Origin of the sequence: Acidovorax sp. 59 (assembly GCF_002754175.1) — a bacterium.
Classification (GTDB): Bacteria; Pseudomonadota; Gammaproteobacteria; order Burkholderiales; family Burkholderiaceae_C; genus Acidovorax; species Acidovorax delafieldii.
This window is the reverse complement of sequence record NZ_PEET01000001.1, coordinates 236,528-261,857: the sequence shown is the minus strand read 5'-3', so window position 1 is coordinate 261,857 and position 25,330 is coordinate 236,528. Positions and strand designations below refer to the sequence as shown.

At 66.7% G+C, this 25,330-nt stretch carries 19 protein-coding genes; 8 read left to right on the top strand and 11 right to left on the bottom strand.

Annotated features, from left to right (window positions below):
• Nucleotides 1-11 precede the first annotated feature (11 nt).
• On the bottom strand, nucleotides 12-443 hold the full coding sequence (locus CLU87_RS01270; protein ID WP_056057905.1) for an Lrp/AsnC family transcriptional regulator: 432 nt from the start codon (nucleotides 441-443) through the stop codon (nucleotides 12-14).
• 128 nt (nucleotides 444-571) lie between these two features.
• Here CLU87_RS01270 and ctlX point away from each other — a divergent pair, with 128 nt between their 5' ends.
• Nucleotides 572-1,510: a citrulline utilization hydrolase CtlX gene (gene ctlX, locus CLU87_RS01265; RefSeq protein WP_199170774.1), complete on the top strand. Its 939-nt coding sequence runs from the start codon at nucleotides 572-574 to the stop codon at nucleotides 1,508-1,510.
• Between the two features lie 67 nt (nucleotides 1,511-1,577).
• On the opposite strand, the gene CLU87_RS01260 is transcribed toward ctlX, so the two are convergent.
• The 3 genes from CLU87_RS01260 to uvrA form a co-directional block, all read right to left on the bottom strand.
• Nucleotides 1,578-1,937 (bottom strand): hypothetical protein, encoded by a 360-nt coding sequence (locus tag CLU87_RS01260; protein WP_056057899.1) that lies wholly within the window; start codon nucleotides 1,935-1,937, stop codon nucleotides 1,578-1,580.
• A gap of 275 nt (nucleotides 1,938-2,212) precedes the next feature.
• Nucleotides 2,213-2,719 (bottom strand): hypothetical protein, encoded by a 507-nt coding sequence (locus CLU87_RS01255; protein WP_056057896.1) that lies wholly within the window; start codon nucleotides 2,717-2,719, stop codon nucleotides 2,213-2,215.
• Nucleotides 2,720-2,901: 182 nt separating this feature from the next.
• Nucleotides 2,902-8,775 carry an excinuclease ABC subunit UvrA gene (gene uvrA, locus CLU87_RS01250; protein WP_099729233.1) on the bottom strand — a complete coding sequence of 1,958 codons (5,874 nt, stop codon included), beginning with the start codon at nucleotides 8,773-8,775 and terminating at the stop codon, nucleotides 2,902-2,904.
• Between the two features lie 209 nt (nucleotides 8,776-8,984).
• Here uvrA and CLU87_RS01245 point away from each other — a divergent pair, with 209 nt between their 5' ends.
• Complete coding sequence (locus CLU87_RS01245; protein ID WP_199170773.1) at nucleotides 8,985-10,103, top strand: ABC transporter substrate-binding protein; 1,119 nt, start codon at nucleotides 8,985-8,987, stop codon at nucleotides 10,101-10,103.
• 81 nt (nucleotides 10,104-10,184) lie between these two features.
• Complete coding sequence (locus CLU87_RS01240) at nucleotides 10,185-11,303, top strand: ABC transporter substrate-binding protein (RefSeq protein WP_099729232.1); 1,119 nt, start codon at nucleotides 10,185-10,187, stop codon at nucleotides 11,301-11,303.
• Nucleotides 11,304-11,393: 90 nt separating this feature from the next.
• Here CLU87_RS01240 and CLU87_RS01235 read toward each other — a convergent pair whose 3' ends face one another.
• The 5 genes from CLU87_RS01235 to CLU87_RS01215 form a co-directional block, all read right to left on the bottom strand.
• Nucleotides 11,394-11,603 (bottom strand): hypothetical protein, encoded by a 210-nt coding sequence (locus CLU87_RS01235; protein ID WP_056057887.1) that lies wholly within the window; start codon nucleotides 11,601-11,603, stop codon nucleotides 11,394-11,396.
• Nucleotides 11,604-11,908: 305 nt separating this feature from the next.
• Nucleotides 11,909-13,570, bottom strand: coding sequence for an MFS transporter (locus CLU87_RS01230; RefSeq protein ID WP_056057882.1), 1,662 nt, complete (start codon nucleotides 13,568-13,570; stop codon nucleotides 11,909-11,911).
• Nucleotides 13,571-13,743: 173 nt separating this feature from the next.
• The gene (locus CLU87_RS01225) at nucleotides 13,744-14,397 is read right to left on the bottom strand and encodes a 2-hydroxychromene-2-carboxylate isomerase (protein ID WP_099729231.1); all 654 of its coding nucleotides are present in this window, start codon (nucleotides 14,395-14,397) and stop codon (nucleotides 13,744-13,746) included.
• Nucleotides 14,394-14,660 (bottom strand): DUF1289 domain-containing protein, encoded by a 267-nt coding sequence (locus CLU87_RS01220; protein ID WP_099729230.1) that lies wholly within the window; start codon nucleotides 14,658-14,660, stop codon nucleotides 14,394-14,396. The genes CLU87_RS01225 and CLU87_RS01220 overlap by 4 nt, the downstream gene beginning before the upstream one ends.
• Nucleotides 14,657-15,190, bottom strand: coding sequence for a YbaK/EbsC family protein (locus tag CLU87_RS01215; RefSeq protein WP_099729229.1), 534 nt, complete (start codon nucleotides 15,188-15,190; stop codon nucleotides 14,657-14,659). The genes CLU87_RS01220 and CLU87_RS01215 overlap by 4 nt, the downstream gene beginning before the upstream one ends.
• 207 nt (nucleotides 15,191-15,397) lie before the next feature.
• On the opposite strand from CLU87_RS01215, the gene CLU87_RS01210 reads away from it, so the two are divergent.
• From CLU87_RS01210 to CLU87_RS01200, 3 genes are read left to right on the top strand one after another with little or no spacing between them, the layout of a single operon-like run.
• On the top strand, nucleotides 15,398-16,720 hold the full coding sequence (locus CLU87_RS01210) for an efflux RND transporter periplasmic adaptor subunit (RefSeq protein ID WP_233193678.1): 1,323 nt from the start codon (nucleotides 15,398-15,400) through the stop codon (nucleotides 16,718-16,720).
• Nucleotides 16,721-16,738: 18 nt separating this feature from the next.
• Nucleotides 16,739-19,927: an efflux RND transporter permease subunit gene (locus CLU87_RS01205; RefSeq protein WP_099729228.1), complete on the top strand. Its 3,189-nt coding sequence runs from the start codon at nucleotides 16,739-16,741 to the stop codon at nucleotides 19,925-19,927.
• Complete coding sequence (locus CLU87_RS01200; protein ID WP_099729227.1) at nucleotides 19,924-21,387, top strand: efflux transporter outer membrane subunit; 1,464 nt, start codon at nucleotides 19,924-19,926, stop codon at nucleotides 21,385-21,387. Before CLU87_RS01205 ends, CLU87_RS01200 begins: the two co-directional genes overlap by 4 nt.
• Nucleotides 21,388-21,415: 28 nt before the next feature.
• Here CLU87_RS01200 and CLU87_RS01195 read toward each other — a convergent pair whose 3' ends face one another.
• The gene (locus CLU87_RS01195) at nucleotides 21,416-22,324 is read right to left on the bottom strand and encodes a hydroxymethylglutaryl-CoA lyase (RefSeq protein ID WP_099729226.1); all 909 of its coding nucleotides are present in this window, start codon (nucleotides 22,322-22,324) and stop codon (nucleotides 21,416-21,418) included.
• Nucleotides 22,325-22,422: 98 nt separating this feature from the next.
• A complete protein-coding gene (locus tag CLU87_RS01190; RefSeq protein ID WP_099729225.1) occupies nucleotides 22,423-23,340 on the bottom strand; it encodes a LysR family transcriptional regulator in 918 nt (305 codons plus the stop codon).
• A 110-nt stretch (nucleotides 23,341-23,450) separates the two neighbouring features.
• Between CLU87_RS01190 and CLU87_RS01185 the strand changes: the two genes are divergently transcribed.
• Both CLU87_RS01185 and CLU87_RS01180 read left to right on the top strand, forming a co-directional pair.
• The gene (locus tag CLU87_RS01185; RefSeq protein ID WP_099729224.1) at nucleotides 23,451-24,449 is read left to right on the top strand and encodes a 3-hydroxyacyl-CoA dehydrogenase family protein; all 999 of its coding nucleotides are present in this window, start codon (nucleotides 23,451-23,453) and stop codon (nucleotides 24,447-24,449) included.
• Nucleotides 24,446-25,303: a 3-keto-5-aminohexanoate cleavage protein gene (locus tag CLU87_RS01180; RefSeq protein ID WP_099729223.1), complete on the top strand. Its 858-nt coding sequence runs from the start codon at nucleotides 24,446-24,448 to the stop codon at nucleotides 25,301-25,303. The genes CLU87_RS01185 and CLU87_RS01180 overlap by 4 nt, the downstream gene beginning before the upstream one ends.
• The last annotated feature ends 27 nt before the right edge of the window (nucleotides 25,304-25,330 follow it).

The following is a 25,330-nucleotide window of genomic DNA, read 5'->3' as shown; positions in this document are numbered from 1 at the left end:
CCAGGGCCGCATCACGCCTTGTAGGTGGACAACAAGATGCTGGTTTCGGTGTTGCCAATGCCGGGCGTGAGGCGAATGCGGCCCAGGGCTGCGTCAAATGCTTCCAGGCTCTCGGCACGCACCTCGGCCACGATGTCCCAGCGGCCGTTGGTGGTGTGCAACGTGCCCACCGTGGGCTCGCCGCGCAGCGCCCGGATGACGGCGGGGGCGGCATTGCCTTCGACCGCAATGCTCATCCACGCACGGATGCGCTGCGGCTCGGAATCAGGGCGCAGGCGCACGGTGTAGCCGGTGATGACGCCGCTCTCCTCCATCTTGTGCAGGCGGTTCTGCACGGTGCCGCGCGACACGCGCAGCTTTTGCGCCAACGTGGCCACAGGGGTGCGCGCGTCGGCACGCAAGATGCTGATGATTTCGCGGTCGGTGTCGTCGAGCTTGGTCATAGTGGGCTTCAAAACTGGCAGAACGGCAATTTATCAGCCATTTTGATCAATTCTGAGGCTAGGGGATAGCGGGGGCTGCCAAGAAAATTCTGGGGCTTCTTCGCTCTTCTTTCACACCCCGCCCCGCCATGCACGCCTCAGTCCAAGCCCCCAGCGCCGTTGTGATGGTGCGCCCGCATCGCTTTCACCCCAACCCCGAAACCGCCGCCGACAACGCCTTTCAGGTGCGCACCGCGCAGCTGGCGGCCCCAGACACCTCGCGCCGCGCGTTTGCCGAGGTCACTGCTGCGGCAGAGCGCCTGGAGGGCGCGGGGGTGCGCGTGCACCTGTTCGACGACCCTGGCGAGCACGACACGCCCGACGCAGTGTTCCCCAACAACTGGTTCTCCACCCACGCGGGCGGCCATGTGGCGATCTACCCCATGTACGCCAGGAGCCGGCGACGCGAGCGGCGCAGCGATGTCATCGAGTTGCTCAAGGCCGAGTACCGCGTGCAGGACGTGATCGACTACTCGGGACTGGAGGCCGACGGCATATTTCTGGAGGGCACCGGTGCGATGGTCCTGGACCACATCGGCCGCATTGCCTACACCGCGCAATCGAACCGCGCCGACCCCGTGGCTCTGGAGCGCTTTTGCACACACTTCAACTACGAGCCCGTGGTCTTTGCCACTGCAGACGAGGAGGGCCAGCCCTGCTACCACACCAACGTGATGCTCTGCATTGGCACCGCGTTTGCGCTGGGTGGCTTTCACATGATCACCGATCCTGCGCGCCGTGCAGCCGTGTGCGAGCGCCTGCGCGAGACGGGCCGCGAGGTCATCGCCCTGAGCCCCCACCAGATCAGGGAATTTGCCGGCAACGCGCTGGAGCTCTCGGGCGCCCAGGGCCGGGTGCTGGCGCTGTCGGCGCGCGCCGCTGCCAGCCTCACACCGGCGCAGCGTGCCACCATCGAGCAAAGCGCCCGCTTGCTGCCGTTGGACGTGCCAACCATCGAACTGGCGGGTGGATCGGTGCGCTGCATGCTGGCGGGCGTGCACCTGGCTCGGCGCAGTGCGGGGGGCTGAAATTTCAGTCCAATTCACTGCTTGCGCTAGTCGAACATTCCCGAATAGCTATTGAATTTATAGCGGGCTACTTCAGCTGGTTGTCTGGTGGCGGACCCTGCACGTCCAGCCGCGCATCACAACCCACGCCCGATGCGATCCAGCGCCGCGCCAGCGCCGACATGGCGCGCACTGCCCAGGGGTGGGTGAGCCCCGTCACCCCGGCCGGATCGGCCACCATGCCGCACCAGTAGCGCTGGTCCACATCGCTCCAGCGCAGGGCTACGCAGGCGCCACGGCGGCGGCGCGAGACCAGTACACCCAGCGGACATGGTTCCGCCAGGCAACACAGACCACAGCCATTGCAGGGCGCTCCCTCGGCCGGCTTGGCAGGTGCTTCGGGGTGCAGCCACACCACGGTGGTTGGGTGAGGGGGTGGTACGGGCATGGACGATGGGTAGCGTGCAGCGCGGCCACAGCGCCGCAAGCACACCGATGCATTGTGCCGCCAGCAAACCGCTGCGCGCACCGGGATCGCAGGTGCACAGGTTCGCCCAGCCCTGCGCCGCAACCCGAGGGAGAGCGGTGTGCACCCGCCCCGCGCACGCCCCCAAAAAAAAGCCCCTGCCGCTATCGCAGCTGGGGCTGAACCGGCCGAAGGGACCGGGGAGGGAGACAAGCAATCAGATCTTGAACCGAGTCTCAGAGGCGCAAAACGCGGACTCAACAGCCCGAAGGACGGTTGGGGCGCATGGGCACGATGCCGCTGACGCGCAGCGTGGCGCCAGATCCGTCCGACGCCGTCAGCGTCTTGCCGCTGAAGCGCACCTGGTCGCTTTCGCGGACCACGGCAGTGTCGGTGGGTTCGCCGCTGCCGTATTCCTTGCCATCGAACGTCAGGAACACCTGGTGCAGGCTGGTGGCGTCGGGGCGGTAACGGATATCGCCAAAGGCCGTGGCCGATGAGCCCACCTTGTTGGCGCCATCAAACCGGAAGGTGCACAGCTCCGGCACCGAACCGACAGGGTTCTTCTTGTCGACATCGGTGAGGTTGAGAGCGCCATTGCCATACACGCCATTCAGGCCGTCGATGGTGGCGTTGCTGACTGTCAGCACACCGGGCTCGTTGCTGGGAGATGGGTCGTCGTTATTGCCACCGCCGCAGGCCACCAGCAACACGGAGGTGGCCGCCAGAGCGGTACAGGTCTTGAGGAATTTGAATGCGTTCATGGTGATGGGCGTCCTTGAAATGTGGATGGAAGGTGGGGAGCCGATCCCCTGCAATCCATCGTAGGAAGCCCATCCCATGCAGCGCGTGCGCCATGTTCTGCGCAGTGCGTAGGACAGAGGCCGACAGGGCTGTGCGCCAACCACCAGGCTGGCCCAGCCTCCTGCCGTCAGCCCTGCACGCCTCAGCGGGCCAGCACGGGCGCGAGGGCCTTGCCGGTGTGGGTCCCCGCCGCCACCACGTCTTCGGGCGTGGCCGCCGCCACGATGCGGCCGCCTGCGCCACCGCCCTCGGGCCCCAGGTCCAGAATCCAGTCGGCCTCAGCGATCACGTCGAGGTCGTGCTCGATCACGATCACGCTGTGGCCGCCGTCCACCAGGCGGTGCAGCACGCGGATGAGCTTGTCCACGTCGGCCATGTGCAGCCCCACCGTGGGCTCGTCCAGCACATACAGCGTATGCGGCGCCTTCTGGCCCCGGCGGCCGACCTCGTCGCGCACCTTGGTGAGTTCGGTCACCAGCTTGATGCGCTGGGCCTCGCCACCACTCAGCGTGGGTGACGGCTGGCCCAGCGTGAGGTAGCCCAGGCCCACGTCCTGCAAGAGCTGCAGCGGGTGCGCAATGCTGGGCATGCTGGCAAAGAAGCCCACCGCCTCGTCCACCTCCATCTGCAGCACATCGCCAATGCTCTTGCCGCGCCAGGTGACGGCCAGCGTTTCGGGGTTGAAGCGCGCACCGTGGCAGGTCTCGCAGGGCACCTTCACATCGGGCAAGAAGCTCATCTCGATGGTGCGCACGCCCGCGCCTTCGCAGCTGGGGCAGCGGCCTTCGCCGGTGTTGAAGCTGAAGCGCCCGGCCGCATAGCCGCGTGCCTTGGCCTCCAGCGTTTCGGCAAACAGCTTGCGGATGGTGTCCCAAAAGCCGATGTAGGTGGCGGGGCATGAACGCGGCGTCTTGCCGATGGGCGTCTGGTCCACTTCGAGCACGCGGTCGATGCTCTCAAAGCCCGACAGGCCTATGCAACCCACCAGCGGCGGTGCCTTGCCTGCATCCATGGCATCGCGCCCGGCCTTGGTACTGCGCTGCTGCACCCAGGCCTGCACGTTGGCCAGCAGCACATCGCGCGCCAGGGTGGACTTGCCCGAACCGCTCACGCCCGTCACTGCCACCAGGCGGTGCAGCGGCACGGTGGCCGTCACGTTCTGCAGGTTGTGCAGCTGCGCGCCGTGCACCGTGAGCCAGCGCATGGCGGCGCGTTCCTTGGCCTCGGTCAGCGCGTCTGCAGCCAGCGATGCAGCCTGCGCCGCACGCTTCTTGACGGCAGCGCTTTGGCGGCCGGTGGGCGCGGCCGCCTCGGCCTGGGCAAAGGCCGCCGTGGCCTCGGCGCTGACCTCGCCGGGCGCCATGCTGCGGCGCAGTTGCAGCGGGTGCTTCATGGCATGCAGCAGGTAGCGGCCGGTTTGGGAATCTTCGGCGCCCGTGATGTCGGCCACGCTGCCCTGCGCCACCAGGCGCCCGCCGCGTTTGCCCGCGCTGGGGCCGATGTCGATGATGTGGTCGGCGCGGCGGATGGTGTCTTCGTCGTGCTCCACCACCACCAGCGTGTTGCCCTTGTCGCCCAGCTTGTGCAGGGCGTTGAGCAAAATCTGGTTGTCGCGCGCATGCAGGCCGATGGTGGGCTCGTCGAGCACGTAGCACACGCCCTGCAGGTTGCTGCCCAGCTGCGCGGCCAGGCGGATGCGCTGGGCCTCGCCACCGCTGAGCGTGGGCGCACCCCGGTCCAGCGTGAGGTAACCCAGGCCCACTTCTTCCAGAAATTCGAGGCGGCTCTGGATCTCGGGCACCAGGTCACGGGCAATGTCGGCCTCGCGCGCCGTCATGCCACCTTCAATGCGCAGGGTCTCGACCCAGCGGCGCACATCGGTCACGGACAGCGCGGCAATGTCGGTAATGCCCACACCGGCAAACTGCACAGCACGCGCGGTGGCGTTCAGGCGTGTGCCGCTGCAGCTCGGGCAGGCCGTGTCGGCCAGGTCTTCCACCTCGGGCTCGGCAAAGGTCTGCTCGCGGCCTTTTTCCTTGTCGTCCTGCACCGAGTCGTCAAACACCTTGCGCTGGTCCTTGGTGAGCTTGACGCCGGTGCCGACGCAGTCGGGGCACCAGCCGTGCTTGCTGTTGTAGCTGAACAGGCGCGGGTCCAGCTCGGCATAACTGGTGGCACACACGGGGCAGGCGCGCTTGGTGGAGAACGCCTGCAGCGTGCCAATACCGGCCGTGGGCTGGCCGCCCTCCATGGCTTCGCGCAGGCCGGTGATGCCACTGAGCACATGCACCACGCCCTTGCCGTGCGTGAGCGCATCGGCCAGCGCGGTGCGCAAAGCCGCTTCGTTCTCGGGCGACACATCGAGGCTGGCCACGGGCAGCTCGATGGTGTGTTCCTTGAAGCGGTCGATGCGCGGGAAGTTCGTGGTGGGCAAGAAGTTGCCGTCCACGCGCAGGTGGGTGTAGCCGCGCGGGCGAGCCCAGTCGGCCAGTTCGGTGTACACGCCTTTGCGGTTCATCACCAGCGGCGCGAGCAGGCCGATGTGCTGGCCGCGGAACTGCGTGAGCAGCTGCGCGGCGATGCTCTCGGGCGTCTGCGGCTGCACGGCGGCGCCGTCCTTCACGCAGTGCTGCGTGCCGAGCTTGACGTACAGCAGACGCAGGAAGTGCCACACCTCGGTGGTGGTGCCCACGGTGGACTTGCGCCCGCCGCGCGACAGGCGCTGCTCGATGGCGACGGTAGGCGGAATGCCGTACACCGCATCCACCTCGGGCCGGCCTGCAGGCTGCACGATGCTGCGCGCATAGGCATTGAGGGATTCGAGGTAGCGGCGCTGGCCTTCGTTGAACAGGATGTCGAACGCCAGCGTGGACTTGCCCGAGCCGCTCACGCCCGTCACCACATTGAACTTGCCACGCGGGATGTCCACGCTCAGGTTCTTGAGGTTGTGTTCCTTCGCATTGACGATTTCTATGGCGTTTTTGGCCGCAGGCGCTAGATCCATATGCGCAAGGCGCTCTGATTTTCGTAGCGCCGCAGCCTTTTCGTGCACCGAGTGGCCGCCCACGCCCAGGGCCAGTTCGTAGTCGCGCAGCGCCTGCCCGGTGTGGGATGTGGCGTGGGCCCGCACATCTTCGGGCGTGCCCTCGGCCACGATGAGACCACCTGCATAGCCGCCTTCCGGCCCGAGGTCGATCAGCCAGTCGCTCGCGCGGATCACGTCCAGGTTGTGCTCGATGACGATGAGCGAGTGCCCCGCGTCGATGAGCTTGCGCAGTGCGCGCATCAGCTTGGCGATGTCGTCAAAGTGCAGGCCGGTGGTGGGTTCGTCGAACAGGAACAGGGTGCCCTTGCGTGCCACCGTCTGGCGCGATTTGCTTTGTACGCGTGCAGCCTCGGCCAGAAAGCCTGCGAGCTTGAGGCGCTGCGCCTCACCGCCCGACAGGGTGGGCACGGGCTGGCCCAGCGCCACGTATTCGAGCCCCACGTCCACAATGGGCTGCAGCGCGCGGATCACGTCGCGGTCGTTCGCAAAGACGGCCGCAGCTTCGGCCACGGTCAGCGCCAGTACATCCGCCACATTCAGCGATTTGCCGCCGCGCTCAATGGTGATCTCCAGAATCTCGGGCCGGTAGCGCTTGCCGTCGCAGTCAGGGCAGCGCAGGTACACGTCGCTCAGAAACTGCATCTCCACATGCTCAAAGCCCGAGCCGCCGCAGGTGGGGCAACGCCCGTCGCCGCTGTTGAAGCTGAACTTGGCGGCGGTGTAACTGCGCTGCTTGGACAGCGGCGCCACGGCGAAGAGTTCGCGGATGCTGTCCCACGCGCCCACGTAGCTCACGGGGTTGGAACGTGCGGTCTTGCCGATGGGCGACTGGTCCACGAACACCACGTCCGACAGGTGGTCGGCGCCCAGCATGCGGTCGTGCGCACCCGGTGCATCCGTGGCCTTGCCGAAGTGGCGCAACAGCGCGGGGGCCAGCACGTCCTGAATCAGGCTGGACTTGCCCGAGCCGCTCACGCCCGTCACGGTGACCAGGCGCTGCAGCGGGAATTCGACCGTCACATCCTGCAGGTTGTGCTCGCGCGCGCCTTCCAGGATGAGGCGTGGGGTCGATTCCGTCACCATGCGCTTGAAGCCAAAGCCCACATGCTTGCGCCCGCCCAGGTAAGCGCCCGTGAGCGTGTCGGCCTTGCGCAGGTCGGCGGTGGTGCCGTCGAACACGATCTGACCGCCCAGGCGGCCGGGGCCAGGGCCCATGTCGATCATGCGGTCGGCCGCGAGCATCACGGCGGGGTCGTGCTCCACCACCACCAGGGTGTTGCCCGCGTCGCGCAAGCGCAGCATGGCCTCGGTGATGCGGTGCATGTCCCGCGGGTGCAGGCCGATACTGGGTTCGTCCAGCACAAACAGCGTGTTGACCAGGCTGGTGCCCAGGGCCGTGGTGAGGTTGATGCGCTGCACCTCGCCGCCGCTGAGCGTGCGGCTTTGCCGGTCGAGCGTGAGGTAGCCAATGCCCACATCGCACAGGTACTTGAGGCGCGTGGTGATTTCTTCGTGCAGCAGCTTCAGCGCCTGGGCATCGCCGCCCTTGGCATCGTCACCCACCGGCAACTGCATGCGCGCAAAGAAAGCGCGCAGGCGGTCGATGGGCAGCAGCATCAGGTCGTGCAGGCACAGGCCGGGCAGCGCTTCGAGTTGCTCGCGCGACCATTGCACCCCCTCGGGCATGAAGCGTTTGCCCGGATCCAGCACCGCATCGGCATCTTCCTTGCGGCCGATGCGCCAGAGCAGGCTTTCGGTCTTGAGGCGTGCACCGGCGCAGGTGGGGCATGGCGTGTAGCTGCGGTACTTGGACAAGAGCACGCGGATGTGCATCTTGTAGGCCTTGCTTTCCAGGTACTCGAAGAAGCGCTTGATGCCATACCACTGCTTGCTCCACTGGCCGTCCTTGTAGCCGGGCGCGCCGCCGATGACCCATTTCTTCTGGTCGTCGGTGAGCTTGTTCCAGGGCGTGTCGCGCGGGATGCCTGCCGCCTCTGCGTGGCGCATGAGGTCGTCCTGCGCTTCCTTCCATGCCGGCGTCTGGATGGTCTTGATGGCACCGGCGCGCAGGGTGAGCTTGTCGTTGGGGATTACCAGGCCGTAGTCCACGCCGATCACGCGGCCAAAGCCCCGGCAGCTGTCGCACGCGCCCACGGCGGAGTTGAACGAGAAGGCCGAGGGGATGGGGTCGCTGTAGCGCAGGTCGCTGTCAGGGCAGTGCAGGCCGGTGGAGAAGCGCCAGAGTTCGGCGTCACCTTCGTCAACGAGACGATAGACATTCAGCCGCCCCGTGCCGCGCTTGAGCGCGACCTCGATGGCTTCGATCACGCGCGCCTTCTCGGCGTTGCCCAGGCGGAAGCGGTCGGCCACCACATCCAGCACCTTGCGCGGGCCGGTGGGCGTGGCCACTTCGCGCTCGGCCTGCACCTTGGTGAAGCCACTGGCAGACAGCCATTGTTCGACCTGCTCTGCGCTGGTGTTGGCAGGCAGCTCGACGGGGAAGGTCAGAACGATGCGGGGGTCGCCCGCTGCGGCGCTGCGCTGCTGTAGCTCCGCATAAATGGTCTCGGGCGTGTCGTGACGCACCGGCTGCGCCGTCTGCTTGTCGAACAACTGGCCAGCACGCGCGAACAACAGCTTCAGGTGGTCGTTCAGCTCCGTCATCGTGCCCACGGTGGATCGGCTGGAGCGGACCGGGTTGGTCTGGTCGATGGCAATGGCTGGGGGCACACCCTCGACCTTGTCCACGGCGGGCTTGTCCATGCGGTCGAGGAACTGGCGCGCATAGGCGCTGAAGGTCTCCACATACCGGCGCTGGCCCTCGGCATAGAGCGTGTCGAACACCAGGCTTGACTTGCCCGAGCCACTGGGGCCTGTGACCACCGTGAGTTCTCCGGTACGGATGTCCAGATCCAGGTTCTTGAGGTTGTGCTGGCGTGCGCCGCGGATACGGATCAGTCCCTGGGTCATGGAAGCGGTCTTTCGGGTGTGAGGCGGGACATTCTAGGGACGCACCCGGCGTTTGCGCCTGCGCGCGCCGATTACCCCCGAGGCGCGCTGCGGTGCTTTGACCGTGGACAAAGCACAAGCAATGGAGCAACGGTTGGCGAAAAGCGGGTGTTCTGGCCCGAAACATCGGTTTAGACTGCGGCCTCCACACAAAACAAGAGGAGACCGCCATGACAAAACAATGGCAACAGCGAGCAGCCGGCCTGGTCCTGGCGCTTGCGGCCAGTGCAGCCAGCCATGCTCAGATCCTGATCGGCCAGACCGCAGGTTTCAGCGGCCAGGTGGCAGCGGGCGTGAAAGAGACCACCGATGGCGCGCTGCTGTTCATCGACGCCATCAACGCCAAGGGCGGTGTCAATGGCCAGAAGATCGAGCTGATCTCCCTGGACGACAAGTTCGACCCCAAGCTGGCGGCGGAAAACGCCCGCACGCTGATTGAGGACAAGAACGTGTCGGCCCTGTTCCTCAACCGGGGCACACCCCACACCGAAGCCATCCTGCCACTGCTGGATAAACACGGCGTGGTGCTGGTGGCACCGTCCACCGGTGCCATGGTCCTGCACCAGCCGGTGCGCAAATACATCTTCAATGTGCGTGCCACTTACCAGCGCGAGGCCGAAAAGGCAATCACCCACCTGGCCTCCATGGGCATCACCCGCGTGGCGCTGGTGTATGCGGACGACAGCTTTGGCGCCGATGGCATCCAGGGCGCACAGAAGGGCCTCGCGGCCGCCAAACTGACGGCTGTGGTGTCTGAAAAATTCGACCGCGCCAAGCCCGACTTCGCCCCCATTGCCGCCAAGGTGGCCAAGGCCGACGCGCAGGCGGTGCTGATGGTGGCCTCGGGTTCTGCGGTGGTGGATGCCACCACCGCACTGCGCACGGCGGGCTCGGCCGCGCAGATCGTGACGTTGTCCAACAATGCCTCCAGCGGCTTCATCAAAAGCCTGGGGGCCAACGCGCGGGGCGTGATCGTGACCCAGGTGTTCCCCAACGAACGGGCTGTGACCTACCCGATGGTGAAGGAAGCCCAGGAACTGGCCAAGACCAAGGGGCTCACCGAAATCAGCCCCGCCATGCTGGAAGGCTTTGCCGCCGCCAAGGTGCTGGTGGAAGGCCTCAAGCGCGCGGGCCCCAAGCCCACCCGCGAGAAGATCCAGGTCGCGCTGGAGAGCATCAAGAAGCTGGACCTGGGTGGTCTGGAAGTGAACTTCAGCCCCGAGGACCACACCGGGCTGGACTTTGCCGACCTGGCCATCATCGGCACGGACGGGCGCTTCCGCCGCTGAGCGCCCGCCTACGCGTTTTTACAGTTGTCCCGCGCGGGGGCGTCCCTACACTCGGGCGCTCCACACGCAGGAGACAACCCCATGAAGAAAACTGGCCTGGCCGGCGCGCTCTGCGCCCTGGCTGCTGCCCTGGGCCTCGGTTCGGCCCATGCACAGATCCTCATTGGCCAGACGGTGGGCATCACCGGCTCGGCCGCCGCCACGGTGGCCGAATCCATGCAGGGCGCAGCCCTCTACATCGACCATGTCAACGCCAAGGGCGGCGTGGGCGGGCAGAAGGTGGAGGTGCTGTCGCTGGACGACAAGTTCGACCCCAAGCTGACCCTGGACAACACCCGCATACTGATCGAACAGAAGGGCGTGATCGGCCTGTTCATGACCCGTGGAACGCCCCACACCCAGGGCATCATCCCGGTGCTGGAGCAGCACGGCGTGCCGCTGGTGGGCCCGTCCACCGGGGCGATTGCGCTGCACCAGCCGGTGAGCAAATACGTGTTCAACGTGCGGGCGCCCTACCAGCGCGAGGTGACCAAGGCCATTTCGCACCTGCACACGCTGGGCATCCAGCGCATTGGCGTGGTGCATGTGGACGACACGTTTGGCGCCGACGGGCTGGCCGGTGCACAGGCCGGGTTCAAGGCCAACAACATCGAGGCGCTGTTCATCGAAAAATTTGACCGTGCCAAGCCCGACTACAGCGCCATCGCCCCGCGCGTGGCCGGCAAGCAGCCCCAGGCCGTGATCTTCATCGGCACCGGCGCTGCGGTGGTCGATGGCATCAAGGCCTTGCGCGCCGCGGGCGTTGCCGGACAGATCGTCACCCTGTCCAACAACGCGTCGGGCGGGTTTGTGAAGGCCCTGGGCGACCAGGCCCGGGGCGTGGTGGTGACGCAGGTGTTCCCGTCCGAGCGCTCGCTCAACTACCCGGTGATCAAGGAGGCCATCGACCTGGCGAAGGCCAAGAACATCGGCGACCTGACGCCCGCCATGCTGGAGGGCTTTGTGAGCGCCAAGGTGCTGGTGGAAGGCCTCAAGCGCGCGGGTGCCAAGCCCGACCGCGCCAAGCTGCATGCGGGGCTGGAGAGCATCCACAAGTGGGACGTGGGTGGGCTGGAGCTGAGCTACAGCCCCACCGACCACAGCGGACTGGACTTCTCCGACCTGTCCATCATCGGCACGGACGGCCGCTTCAAGCGCTGACGCGGCGCAAGCGCCCGCGCGTGACGACACGACAAAAAAAGGCCCTGCCAGCGATTGCTGGCAGGGCCTTTGTCATGCCGGGCAATGCGCTTATTGCGCGCTGGCAGCCGATGCAGGGGCTGCAGCGGGTGCCGGCGCGGCGGCGGCTGCGGGTGCAGCTGCGCTGGCGGGTGCCTCGGGGGCGTGCACCGCATCGGCACCGTGCTTTTCTCCGCCCATGTCGGCCTTGTCGCCCGCCGTGATGATCACGTACATCGACAAGGCGGCAAACAAGACGAAGCCAACAACAATCTTCCACATATCAATATCTCCTGGGATGGGTTTGTTCAATCAAGGGGCCTGGCTAGGGATGCTGTGCACGATTCGTCGCGCCGTATGCATCTGCGGGCTCGGGCGGTCTGCCGCGTTGCAAAACCTCGCAATAGCTGCGGCTATTGCTGCGTTTTGCGCCTTGCAGCCCATCCCGATCCGCAGCGCACACTTACCGCTCGAATCATGCACAGCATCCCCAGGGTTATGGGTTGTACTGGTGCGCGGACAAGCCCCTTGATGGAACACAGGGCCCGACCCTTGCGGGGCGGGCCCTGTAAACCGGTCAGTAACGATCAGTCGTTGGCGTAGATGTCCACGTCCTTGGTTTCCTTGATGAACAGGCCACCGATCACCACCGTGGCGCCGGCGATGATGATGGGGTACCACAGGCCGTTGTACATGTTGCCGGTCTGGGCCACGATGGCAAACGCCGTGGTGGGCAGCAGGCCGCCGAACCAGCCGTTACCGATGTGGTACGGCAGGGACATGGACGTGTAGCGGATGCGGGTGGGGAACATTTCCACCAGCATGGCGGCGATGGGGCCGTACACCATGGTCACCAGCAGCACCAGGTAGGTCAGGATGATGGTGACCATCACCTTGTCGATGCGCGCAGGGTCTGCCTTGGTGGGGTAGCCAGCGGCCTTCAGGTCGTCGGCCACGAGCTTCTTGAACTCGGCGTCCTTCTTCTTGGCTTCATCAGCGCTCAGGCCCTTGCTGGTGTACGAGGGGATTGCGGTTTCGCCAATCTTGATGCTCGCCACCGTACCGGCGGGAGCCACAGCGTTTTCATAGCTCACCGAAGCGCCAGCCAGCACCTGCTTGGCGATGTCGCACGAGCTGGTGAACTTGGTGGTGCCGGTGGGGTTGAACTGGAACGAGCACTCGGCAGGGTCAGCGGTGATCACCACCTTGTTCTTGGCCTGGGCTTCAGCCAGGGCAGGATTGGCCGCCTTGGTCAGTGCACCGAACACAGGGAAGTACGTCAGCGCGGCCAGCAGGCAGCCTGCCAGGATGATGGGCTTGCGGCCAATCTTGTCCGACAGCGAACCGAACACGATGAAGAACGGCGTACCAATCAGCAGCGACACGGCCACGAAGATATTGGCGGTGGCGCCATCGACCTTCAGCGCTTGCGTCAGGAAGAACAGCGCATAGAACTGGCCCGAATACCACACCACGGCCTGGCCGGCGGTCAGGCCCACCAGTGCCAGGATCACGATCTTCAGGTTCTTCCACTGGCCGAAGGATTCGGTCAACGGTGCCTTGGAGGTCTTGCCCTCGGCCTTCATCTTCTGGAAGGCAGGCGATTCGTTCATCGACAGGCGGATCCAGACCGAAATGGCCAGCAGCAGGATCGACACGATGAACGGAACACGCCAGCCCCAATCACCAAAGGCTTCTTCGCCCAGCACGGTGCGGGTGCCCAGGATCACCATCAGCGACAGGAACAGGCCCAGCGTGGCGGTGGTCTGGATCCAGGCGGTGTAGGCGCCGCGCTTGCCGTGCGGTGCGTGCTCGGCCACATACGTGGCAGCACCGCCGTATTCACCGCCCAGTGCCAGGCCTTGCAGCAGGCGCAGGGCAATCAGGATGACGGGAGCGGCCACACCGATGGACGCGTAGGTCGGCAAGATGCCCACGATGAAGGTGGACAGGCCCATGATCAGGATGGTGACCAGGAACGTGTACTTGCGGCCGATCATGTCGCCCAGGCGGCCGAAGAAGATGGCGCCGAAGGGACGAACAATGAAGCCCGCCGCAAACGCCAGCAGCGCGAAGATGAACGCCGAACCAGCATCCAGACCGCTGAAGAACTGCTTGGCGATGATGGCTGCGAGCGAGCCGTACAGGTAAAAGTCGTACCACTCGAAAACGGTGCCGAGCGACGAGGCGAAGATGACCTTCCTCTCTTCGGGCGACATCGGCCGCGGTGCGGGATGAACAGTTGCCATGGTGTGTGTCTCCTATTGGTGTTACAGACCGCACTGCGGCGGGCTGCACGCATTCTTGGAGATGGCACTGACCACCCTCTGACGCGAAACCAACAAGAGCTTTCATCAAACTGACCGCTCTCTGACAACTTAGGGTGAAACCCGCAGCACCCCTTTCAGCATCCGGAAATTGCTCAGGGCTTGCCGGGTAAACCCGAGGGGAGCTGGCTGACGGCGTCCCAGGCGGGGCCGTCGAACCAGGCGTCGCCGTCGAGGTAGGCACGCAGCATGGGCAGGCCGTCCAGCCCCCAGAACAGCTTGCCGTCCACCCCAAACGCGGGCACGCCAAACACACCGGCTGCTTGCGCGGCTTCGGTGTTGGCGCGCAGCAAGGCCTTGGTGCCGTCGCTGTTCACGTCCTGCCCGGGGCGCACCTGCTCCGCCAGCGCCTCGGCCAGCGTGGCCAGGCGCGCAGGGTCCAGCGCGTCGGCGCCGCCTTGCCACACGTGCCGCAACACCGTGCCCGCCACGTAGCGGTTGATGCTGCCGTCGTCGCTGCAGGCCAGGGCCTGGCGCAGCAGGGGCAGCGGGTTGAACGGGTGGCGCGCAGGCATCTGCAGTGGCGTGCCTTGCGCATGGCCCAGCCAGGTCACATGGCGGTAAGTCCAGTCGCGCTTGGGGGCAATGCCCGCAGGGCCGGGGTTGCCGTGCTGCTGCAGCAGGGCACCCAGCAGCACGGGCTGGTAGGTCACGCTGTAGGTCAGCCCTTCCAGCACCTCGGGCAAGCGCTCAAACGCCAGCCAGGCATAGGGAGAAATGAAGTCCAGGTAGAACGTGATGCGCTTCATGCCTCGGTCTCCGGCACGGGCCAGGCAATGCCGGCGCGTTGCAACAACTGCGCCCAGATGGCGCGCCGCTGCGGAGCGTCGGCACGCGACCAGGCGCGGATTTCATCCAGCGTGCGAAAGCAGCCTTCGCAGTGGCTGCGGTCGGGCGTCATGCGGCACACCGAAATGCAGGGCGAAGGCACTGGCTCGGCATTTTTGGGGTCAAATTGGCCGGTAGCGCTAGTCTCTTTTGCCTTGGCAGCTAGCAAATCGATAGCATTCATGCGGCCGCCTGGGGCGCAGACGCGTCCGCCACCGGTGCTTGCACCACGTCCACCACGGGTGCGCCCGTCAGACGCTGCAGGTCGGTGGGGTGCAAGGGGAACACGCCATGGGGGTGGCCTGCTGCGGCCCACACCACGTCAAAGCGCAGCAGGTCCTGGTCGATGAGCGTGACGGGCGGCGTGGCATGCGCCACGGGCGACACGCCGCCAATCGAGAAGCCGGTGCGCGATTTCACAAACTCGGCATCGGCCCGGCCGATCTTGCCGCCCACATGGGCTTCCACCTTTTTCTCGTCCACGCGTCGGTCGCCCGAGGTGACCACCAGCACCGCAGCATCGTCGCTCTTGCGCCGGAAGATGATGCTCTTGGCCACCTGCCCCACCAGGATGCCCAGCGCATCGGCGGCCTGCTGCGCGGTGCGTGCGGCATCGTCCAGCATCTGCGGCAGGTGCGGGTGGCCGCGCCGCTGCAGTTCTGCAGCCACACGCTGTACGCCCTCGGGCAGGTTCTTCAGTTCGGCTCCACACATTCGCGTTGTCTCCAGCAGGTCCACAGGGGGCGTGATTCGGTCGGGTCTCCCTCCATTTTGCCGCGCGCCATGGCCTCCCTCGCACCCCGGCCCGCATGTCCCTGCGCGGCGCTCCGGCACCCGGGCCAAATCCGGCCACTTTACAAACAGGAAATGTGTGCGCCCCACAATGCGCCGAACCTTCCCAACCCAACCGCTCCCACGCCCATGAACGATGCTGCGTTGTCCCCGCTGTGCCCGAGCCTGCCCGCGACCTCCCCTGCCAACACTGTGCCGGGCCGCCCCGCCCTCGGGGCATTGCCATGCCGGGGAGCGTTGCTGGGGCTGCTGCTGATCGCGGGCATCTTGTCCGGCTGCAGCAAACCCAACGAGGCCCCCGCACCGGCCAAGGCCGCCCCTGAAGTGGGCGTAGTCACGCTCAAGCAGCAAAGCCAGCAGCTCGAAGCCGCCCTACCCGGCCGCACCCGCGCCTCGCTCACGGCCGAGGTGAGGCCCCAGGTATCGGGCATTCTGCAAAAGCGCCTGTTCACCGAAGGGATGCTGGTGCGCCAAGGCCAGCCGCTGTACCAGATCGATGACGCCTCGCTGCGGGCCACCGAAGCCAGCGCGCAGGCAGCCCTGGCCAAGGCCGAGGCCACAGCGCGCACCCAGGAGGCCACGGCCAAGCGCAACGCGGAGCTGGTGAAGATCGACGCCATCAGCCAGCAGGCCTTTGAAGAAAGCCAGGCCGCTGCAGCCCAGTCGCGCTCCGACGTGGCCGTGGCCCAGGCCAACCTGGCCACCGCCCGCATCAACCTCAAGTACAGCCGCATCGAGGCACCGATCAGTGGACGCATCAGCCTGTCCAACGTGACGCCGGGGGCACTGGTCACGGCCAACCAGGCCGATGCGCTGACCTCCATCGTCCAGCTTGACCCGATGTACGTGGACTTCACCCAGTCCACCACCGAGCTGATGCAGTTGCAGCGGGACTGGGACGCTGGCCGCTTCCAGAAGGTCGAGGGCGACAAGATCCCCGTGCGCATCCGCCTGGATGACGGCACCGAGTACGCGCAACGCGGCCAGCTGCAGTTTGCCGGCGTGATCGTGAACGCCACCACCGGCACCGTCACGCTGCGCGCCGTGGTGCCCAACCCCAAGGGCACGCTGATGCCCGGCATGTACGTACAGGCGCTGCTGCCCACCGGGCTCGCGCCCGAAGCGCTGCTGGTGCCCCAGCAGGCCGTGACCCGCGACCTCACCGGCAAGCCCAGCGTGCTGGTGGTCAAGGACGGCGATGTGGTGGAAAAACGCCCGATCAGCATCGACCGGGCGGTGGGCAACCAGTGGCTGCTGCAAGGCGGGCTGGCTGCCGGCGAGCGCGTAGTGACCGAAGGGTTCCAGCGCGTCAAACCGGGCGACAAGGTGCGCGCGGTGGAGGTGGACCCCAAAGCACCCGCCAAGGGCCGCAAGGGAGCCCCAGGCGCCGACGCACCGCCCGCTGCAGGTGCCGCGCCCGCCTCGGCCCCTGCCCCAGCGGCCTCCCGCTGAGCACGAAGGACGCAGCACATGGCTCAGTTCTTCATCAACCGGCCCATCTTTGCGTGGGTCATCGCCATCATCATCATGCTGGGCGGTGCCCTGTCCATCGTCACGCTGCCGCTGGAGCAGTACCCCGACATCGCTCCGCCACGCGTGACCATTGGCTCGCAATACACCGGCGCCTCGGCCGAGACGGTCGAGAACTCGGTGACGCAGATCATCGAGCAGCAGCTCAAGGGCATCGACAACATGCTCTACATGAGCTCGACCTCGGATGCCTCGGGCCGCTCGCGCACCACGCTCACCTTCGCGCCCGGCACCAACATCGACGTGGCGCAGGTGCAGGTGCAAAACAAGCTGCAGGCCGCCACCAACCGCCTGCCCGATGCCGTCAAGAGCCGGGGCGTTTTCGTGAACAAGGGCGGGCAGGACTTCCTGGTCACCTACAGCTTCTTCTCCAAAGACCCCTCCATGAGCGCCGTGGACATCGGCGACTTCCTGACCAGCAGCCTGGTGGACGTGATCGGCCGCATCGACGGTGTCGGTGACGTGACGGTGTTCGGCACCAACTACGCCATGCGCATCTGGATGGACCCGGCCAAGATGGAGAAGTACGCGCTGATGCCGTCGGACCTGGTCAATGCGCTCAACGCCCAGAACGCGCAGGTATCTGCCGGCCAGCTGGGCGCCCTGCCCGCGGTGTCCGACCAGCAGCTCAACGCCACCATCACCGCCCGCACCAAGCTCAAGACGGTGGAGCAGTTCGAGGCCATCGTGCTCAAGTCGGCGCTCGATGGCTCAGTGGTCACCGTCAAGGACGTGGCCCGCGTGGAGCTGGGTGCCGAGAACCTGACTGTGAAGGCCAAGCTCAATGGCATGCCCGGCGCGGGCATGGGCATCGTGCTGGCCGACGGCGCCAACGCCATGCAGGTGGCCGATGCCATTGCCGCCAAGCTGGCTGAACTCAAGCCCTACTTTCCCAACCAGATCGACTACTTTGTGAGTTCGGACTCCACGCCCTTCGTGCGCGCATCCATCAAGGAAGTGGTCAGCGCACTGGGCGAAGCCATGATCCTGGTGGTGATCGTGATGTTCGTGTTTTTGCAGAACTTCCGCGCCACGCTGATCCCCGCCATTGCCGTGCCGGTGGTGCTGCTGGGCACCTTCGGGGTGCTGTCGCTGGCGGGGTATTCGATCAACACGCTGACCATGTTTGCCATGGTGCTGGCCATCGGCCTGCTGGTGGACGATGCGATCGTGGTGGTCGAAAACGTCGAGCGGGTGATGCACGAGACCGGCCAGTCGGCCAAGGAGGCCACCCGCCAGTCCATGCGCGAAATCACGCCCGCCCTGGTGGGCATCGGGGTCACGCTGTCGGCGGTGTTCGTGCCCATGGCGTTCTTTGGCGGCTCCACCGGCGTGATCTACCGGCAGTTCTCCATCACCATCGTGGCGGCCATGGCGCTGTCGGTGTTTGTGGCGCTCACCCTCACCCCGGCGCTGTGCGCCACGCTGCTCAAGCCCGCAGCCGCGTCTGCCGGGCATGACCGGCCCATCCGGCGCGGCCTGCTGGGCCTGAACGACCGGTTCTTCCGCTGGTTCAATCACCATTTCGACGCCACTTCGGCACGCTACCAGGGCACAGTGGCCTACACACTGCGCCGCACCAAGCGCATGGTGCTGATCTTTCTGGCGGTGTGTGGCGTGGTGTGGCTGCTCATGGCGCGCCTGCCCACATCCTTCCTGCCCGACGAAGACCAGGGCTTCCTGTACGTGAACGTGAACCTGCCCTCGGGCGCCGCCGATGCGCGGCTGCAGAGCGTGCTGGACCAGGTGCGCGGCTACTTTGCGCAGCAGCCCGATGTGCTGAGCTTCTACCAGGTCTCGGGCATCAACGGAGACCAGGCCTCGGCACGTGGCTTTGTGCGCCTCAAGCCTTGGGAAGACCGCACGCTGCCCAACCAGGCCGCCGCGCAGATTGCCTACAAGGCCACGCGCGACCTGGCCTCCATTCGTGACGCGCGGGTGCTGGTCGTCATGCCGCCGGCCGTGCGGGGCCTGGGCTCCAGCTCGGGCTTCAACTTCGTGATCAAGGACATGAACGGCCTGGGCCACCAGGCGTTGCTGGCAGCCACCAACACATTTCTGACCGAAGCGCGCAAGCGGCCCGAGCTGACCAACCTGCGCATGACCAACCTGGAAGATGCCAGCGAGCTGCGCCTGGAGATCGACGACCGCAAGGCCGCCGCGCTTGGGCTGTCGTACAACGACATCAACAGCGTGCTCTCCAGCGCCATTGGCGGCACCTACGTGAACGACTTCCTGAACAACGAACGGGTCAAGCGCGTGTACATCCAGGGCGACGCCCCGGCGCGCATGCTGCCGCAGGACGTGGCCCGCTGGAGCGTGCGCAACAGCAAGGGCGAGATGGTGCCGTTTGGCGCGTTCTCCACCAGCTACTGGGCCTACGGCTCGCCGCAGCTGCTGCGCTACAACGGCAACCCGGCGTACGAGCTGGAAGGCCGCGCGGCACCAGGCGTGAGCTCGGGCGCCGCCATGAAGATCGTGGAAGACATCCTGCGCACACTGCCTCCCGGCATTGGCTACGAGTGGACGGGCGCCTCGCTGCAGGAACGCCAGTCGGGCGCCCAGGCCCCCATGCTGTACGCGATCTCGATCCTGTTCGTGTTCCTGTGCCTGGCGGCCCTGTATGAGAGCTGGACCGTGCCGCTGTCGGTGATCCTCGCCGTGCCGCTGGGCGTGGTGGGCGCGCTCGCCGCCACCTACACCCGGGGCCTGACCAACGACGTGTACTTTCAGGTGGGGCTGCTGACCACGGTGGGGCTGGCGTCCAAAAACGCGATCCTGATCGTGGAGTTTGCGGTGCAGCTGCAGGAGCAGGGCAAGAACCTGTTTGACGCCATCGTCGCGGCCGTGCGCCTGCGCCTGCGGCCCATCCTGATGACCTCGCTGGCGTTCGGCTTCGGGGTGATCCCGCTGGCCATCGGCACCGGCGCGGGGGCAGGCGGGCGGGTGGCCATCGGTACCGCCGTGCTGGGCGGCATGCTGGCTTCCACAGTGCTGGGCATCTTCCTGGTGCCGGTGTTCTTCCTGCTGATCCGCCGCTGGTTCAAGAGCCGGTCACGCAGCGAGGACAACGCACCGCCACCGCCTGCCACCACCCTAGCGCACCCCACTCAGGAGAGCGCAGCATGACGCGCCCACCCTTTTCGCCACGCCGCCAGCGCCGGCCTGCCGCCATCGCTGCAGCCCTGGCCACCACCGCACTGATCGCGGGCTGCAACCTGGCCCCCATGCACCAGACCCCCGCCCTGCCGGTGCCTGACACCGTGGGCACCACCAGCGGACAGCCGGCCGTGGCCAGCGACGCCAGTCTGCAGGCGGCAGCGGCGCTGGGCTGGGTGCAGGCCCAGCCGCTGCGCGATGTCATTGCCCTCGCGCTGTCGAACAACCGCGACCTGCGCGTGGCCGTCGAGACCATCGAACGGGCCCGCGCCCAGTACGGCATCACCCGGGCCGACCTGTTGCCCAGCGTCACCGCACAGGCGCAAGCCAGCCGCGCACGCACCGCCGCTGGCATGAGCAGCGCCACCGCGCCCGCACAGGTGTCTACGCAGTACACGGCGCAACTGGGCTTTGCCAGCTATGAGATCGACTTCTGGGGCCGCGTGCGCAACCTCAACGAGGCAGCGCTGCAGCAGTTTCTGCAGAGCCAGCAGAACCAGCGCAACATCCAGACGGGCCTGATTGCGGATGTGGCAAACGCCTGGCTCACCCTGGCCGCCGACGAAGCCCGGCTGCAACTGGCGCGCGACACCCTGGCCAGCCGCGAAAAGGCCTATGCGCTGACCGAACGCATCCACGCCATCGGCTCCACATCGGGACTGGTGCTGGCCCAGGCGCAGACCACAGTGGACGCGGCACGCGGTGATGTGGCGACCTACCTGGCGCAGGTGGAGCGCGACCGCAACGCACTGCAATTGCTGGTGGGCGGCCCGGTGCCTGCCGCGCTCTGGCCCACCGCCAGCACGCTGCGCGCTGACGCGCAGGCCCCGGCGGCCTTGCAGCCCGTGCCGGTGCCGCTGGCCTCCAGCGTGCTGCTCGCCCGCACCGATGTGCAGGCCGCCGAAAATGCCCTGCGCGCCAGCGAAGCGAACATCGGCGCTGCGAGGGCGGCCCTGTTCCCCACCATCAGCCTCACGGCCAATGTAGGCACCGGCAGCCGCGAGCTGGACGGCCTGTTTGGCGCGGGCAGCGGCACCTGGAGCTTTGTGCCGTTGGTCCGCCTGCCCATCTTCGACGCCGGCCGCAACCGCGCCAACGTACAGGTGGCCGAGGCCAACCAGCGCATCGCGGTGGCCCAGTACGAAAAGGCCGTGCAGACCGCGTTCCGCGAGACCGCCGATGTGCTGGCCGACCGCGCGCAGTGGGACGAGCGCATTGCAGCGCAGACGCGGCTGGTGGCCGCCACCCAGAAAGCGTTCGACCTGTCGGAGGCGCGTTTCAAGGCCGGGGTGGACAACTACCTCACGGTGCTGGATGCGCAGCGCAGTCTGTATGCGGCGCAGCAGACCCTCATCGGCCTGCGCCAGGCCGAGCAGGTCAATCGCGTGACGCTCTGGAAAGTGCTGGGCGGCACCCCGGACGCCGGTTGACGGCGGCCGGGTGCAGATGGATCAATAGTCAGCCCGCGCGCTTGGTCAGCAGAGCGTTGGCCGCGCGTGAGTTGGGCTTGCGATCCAGGAAACCGCTGATGTAGGCCCCGGCATCGATGAGGAGATCCAGGTCGATGCCAGTCTCAATGCCCATGCCCTGCAGCATGTACACCACGTCTTCGGTGGCCACGTTGCCGGTGGCGCCCTTGGCATAAGGGCAGCCGCCCAGACCCGCCACGGACGACTGGAAGTTCCACACGCCCAGTTCCAGCGCGGCGAGCGTATTGGACAGTGCCTGTCCGTAGGTATCGTGGAAGTGGCCTGACACCGCGTCGATGCCAAAGTGCTGCAGCGTGGCCTCCAGCGCCTTCTGCACCTTGCGCGGAGTGCCCACCCCAATGGTGTCGGCCACATCCACGCGCTGCACGCCAATGCCCTGGAGCAGGCCAGCCAGGTAGGCCACGCGCTCAGGGGCAATGTCGCCTTCGTACGGGCAGCCCACGGTGCAGCTCATGGCGCCGCGCACACGGATGCCGGCGGCCAAAGCAGCCTCTACCACAGGGGCAAAACGCTCGATGCTCTCGGCAATGCTGCAGTTGATGTTGCGCTGGCTGAAGGCCTCGCTGGCGGAGCCGAAGACGACGATCTCGTCGGGCTTGTCCAGCACGGCCGCCTCAAAGCCCTTGAGGTTGGGCGTGAGCACCGAATACGCCACGCCTGGCTGGCGGGTGATGCCCGCCATCACCTCGTGGTTGTCGGCCATCTGCGGCACCCACTTGGGGCTGACGTAACTGGTGACTTCGATCTCTTTCAGGCCCGCCTGCTGCAGGCGGTGCACCAGCTCGATCTTGACGGCGGCGGGCACCGGGGTCTTTTCGTTCTGCAGGCCGTCACGGGGGCCAACGTCGATGAGGCGAACGCGGGAGGGAATGCTCATGGGGCTACCAAGGGTGGATCAAGGAATGCCGCCATTGTCTCGCCACCGCCTCCACAGGGCCACCCCATATCGTGCCAGACCATTCGCCGGACGCGCCATCAGCCAGCCCGGGTGTGATCACCCTCGACCTCCTGCCGCAGCAAGGCCACCATGGCCTGCGCCGCCAGCGACAGCGGCCGCCCGCGCAGCGTGATCAGCCCGATGGGCCGGTGCAGCACGGGCGCCTTGAGCGGGCGTGTAACCACCTCGGGCCGGCGCACCACCTGGGCGGCCAGCTCGGGCAGCGCGCTCACACCCAGCCCCGCCGCCACCATGGCCGCAATGGTGGCCAGGTGCTCCACCTCGTAGCGGGGTTCAAAGCGGATGCGATGCGTCAGCAAGGCCTCTTGCGCGTACTGCCGCACGCTGGTGCCCGCAGGCATGGAGATGTGGTGCAGCTCGGCCACCTCGGCCCAGGCGATGGCACCCCGCCCACGGGCCAGGGTGTGCGTGCGCTGCATCAGCAGCACAAACCGATCGGACACCAGCGGGGTGTAGTCCAGGTCCGCATAGGCGGGGTTGGCGGCGGTGAGGGCAAAGTCCACGCGCCCGGCACGCACCATGTCAAACGCCGGGCCCGCCAGGCTGTCGATCAGCTCCATTTGCACGCCCGGGTGCTGTGTGGCGAACCGGGCAAACGCGCGGGGCACTGCCCCGGCTGCCAGCGACGGCAGCGCCGCCAGCGCAATGCGACCCACCTGCAGCTGCGCCACCTCCTGCACGCGGCGCACGGTCTCCTCCATCTGGTGGCGCAGAAACCGCGCCTGCTCGGCAAACACCTCGCCCGCCAGCGTGAGTTGCACGGTGCGCGTGGTGCGCTCGAACAGGCGCACGTCCAGCATCTCCTCCAGCCGCGCCACCGTGCCCGACACCGCCGACTGCGACAGGTGCATCTGCAAGGCCGTGCGCCGAAAACTCAGCGTCTCGGCCAACGACAGGAACACATCCACCTCGCGGGCGGACCAATTGATCTTCATAGCTGATCAGTCTATCGAAAAAGACGTCTGGACCGCGCAATGCGAGCCCCCTAGACTGAATTCAACGCAAGCACACCGCTTGAGCAGGTTAAGAGCAACAAGGAGACACGATGGAGAACAGTTCGCCGCGCAGCGCGCGCACCGTGGTGGTAGGCGGAGGCACCATGGGGGCCGATGTGGCCGTGGTCCTGGCCCGTGGCGGCGCGCAGGTCACGGTGGTGGACCCCCACGCCGCCCGCCGCGACCACCTGCTGCCCCACATCGCCCAGGAGCTGGCCGCCGCAGGCCAGGCCACCCACGCCGGCCCGGTGCAGGTGTGCGCCAGCCTGCAGGATGTGGACTGGACCGGCGTGGTGCTGGTGGTGGAATGCATCACCGAGCAACTGGCCGCCAAACAAAAGCTGTTTGCCGATCTGGAAACCGTGGCGCCCCCCAACGCCGTGCTGGCCAGCAACAGCTCGGGGTTTCCTATCAGTGCCATCGCCCAGGGGCTGACCACGGCGCAGCGCATGCTGGGCCTGCACTTCTTCATGCCCGCCCACCTGGTGCCGCTGGTGGAGGTGGTGCTGGGCGAGCGCAGCAACCCGGCCCTGGGCACCTGGCTGCACGCCTTCATGCGCGGCTGCGGCAGCGTACCGGTGCTGGTCAAGAAGGATAAGCCGGGTTTTCTGGCCAACCGCATGCAGCATGCGCTCTCGCGCGAGGCCTTTGCGCTCATCGACGAAGGCATTGCCTCGCCGGAGGACGTGGACGCCGCCGTGCGCTTTGGTTTTGGCTTCCGCTTTCTGGCGGCCGGGCCGGTGCTGCAGCGCGACCACGCAGGCATTGAGGTGCACACCGCCGCAGCCGCCACCATGTACCCCACGCTGTCGAACACCGACGTGCCCGCCCAGGCCCTGCGCGACAAGGTGGCGCAGGGTCAGCTCGGCATGAAGACGGGCAAGGGCTTTTTTGACTGGCCCGAAGACCGCAAGCGGGCAGAACGCGCGCGCTACGACACGCTGCTGCGCCAGGGCCTGGCTTTGCTTGCCAGCGAGTTGCCCACCATTGAGCCCCCCACCAATACGTCACAGACGGGCACCCCAACGACCACGGGAGCCCGCGCATGAGTGCATCGCCCGCATCACCCACCATTGCCAGCCAGTGGGTTGACCCACTGATCGTGACCGTGGCGCCCAACGGCGCCTACAAGCAGCCCGCCGACCACTCCGCCGTGCCCATCACACCGGCCACGCTGGCCACCACGGCCAAGGCCTGCCTTCATGCCGGCGCGGCCATGCTGCACATGCACATCCGCGATGCACAAGGCCGCCACAGCCTCGACGTGGAGGGCTACCGCGAGGCGCAGCGCGTGGTGCGCCAGGCCGTGGGCGACGCGATGGTCATACAGATCACCAGTGAAGCCGCAGGCGTGTACCAGGCCCCCACGCAGATCGCCATGGTGGAGGCCCTGCAACCCGAGGCCGTGTCCATCGGACTGCGCGAAGTAGACAAGCCCGAGATCGGCGAAGCCGGACTGCAGCGCTTCTTCACTGGCGTCGCCCAGCGCCGCACCATGGTGCAGGTCATCCTGTATGACGTGGCCGACCTGCGCCGCTGGCAGGCACTGCGCGCCAGTGGCGTGGTGCCGGATGCGCCTTGGTTCCTGCTGTTTGTGCTGGGCCGCTACAGCGCGGGCCAGACCTCCAGCCCGCGCGACCTGCTGCCGTTTCTGAACGCCCATGACGGCAACGAGCCCTGGGCCGTGTGCGCCTTCGGGGCGGCAGAGAACGCCTGCGTGGCCGCAGCCGCCGTGTTTGGCGGCCACGCCCGCGTGGGGTTTGAAAACAACCTGCTGTGCAAGGACGGCAGCGTGGCCCCCGACAACACCGCGCTGGTGCGCCAGGCCGTCGAAGCCGCCGCCGCACTGGGCCGCCCGCTGGCCACCGCCGCCGACATCCGGCAGCGCTTTGGCGCAGGCTGAGCGGCACCACTTCATCGTGCTCCCCAT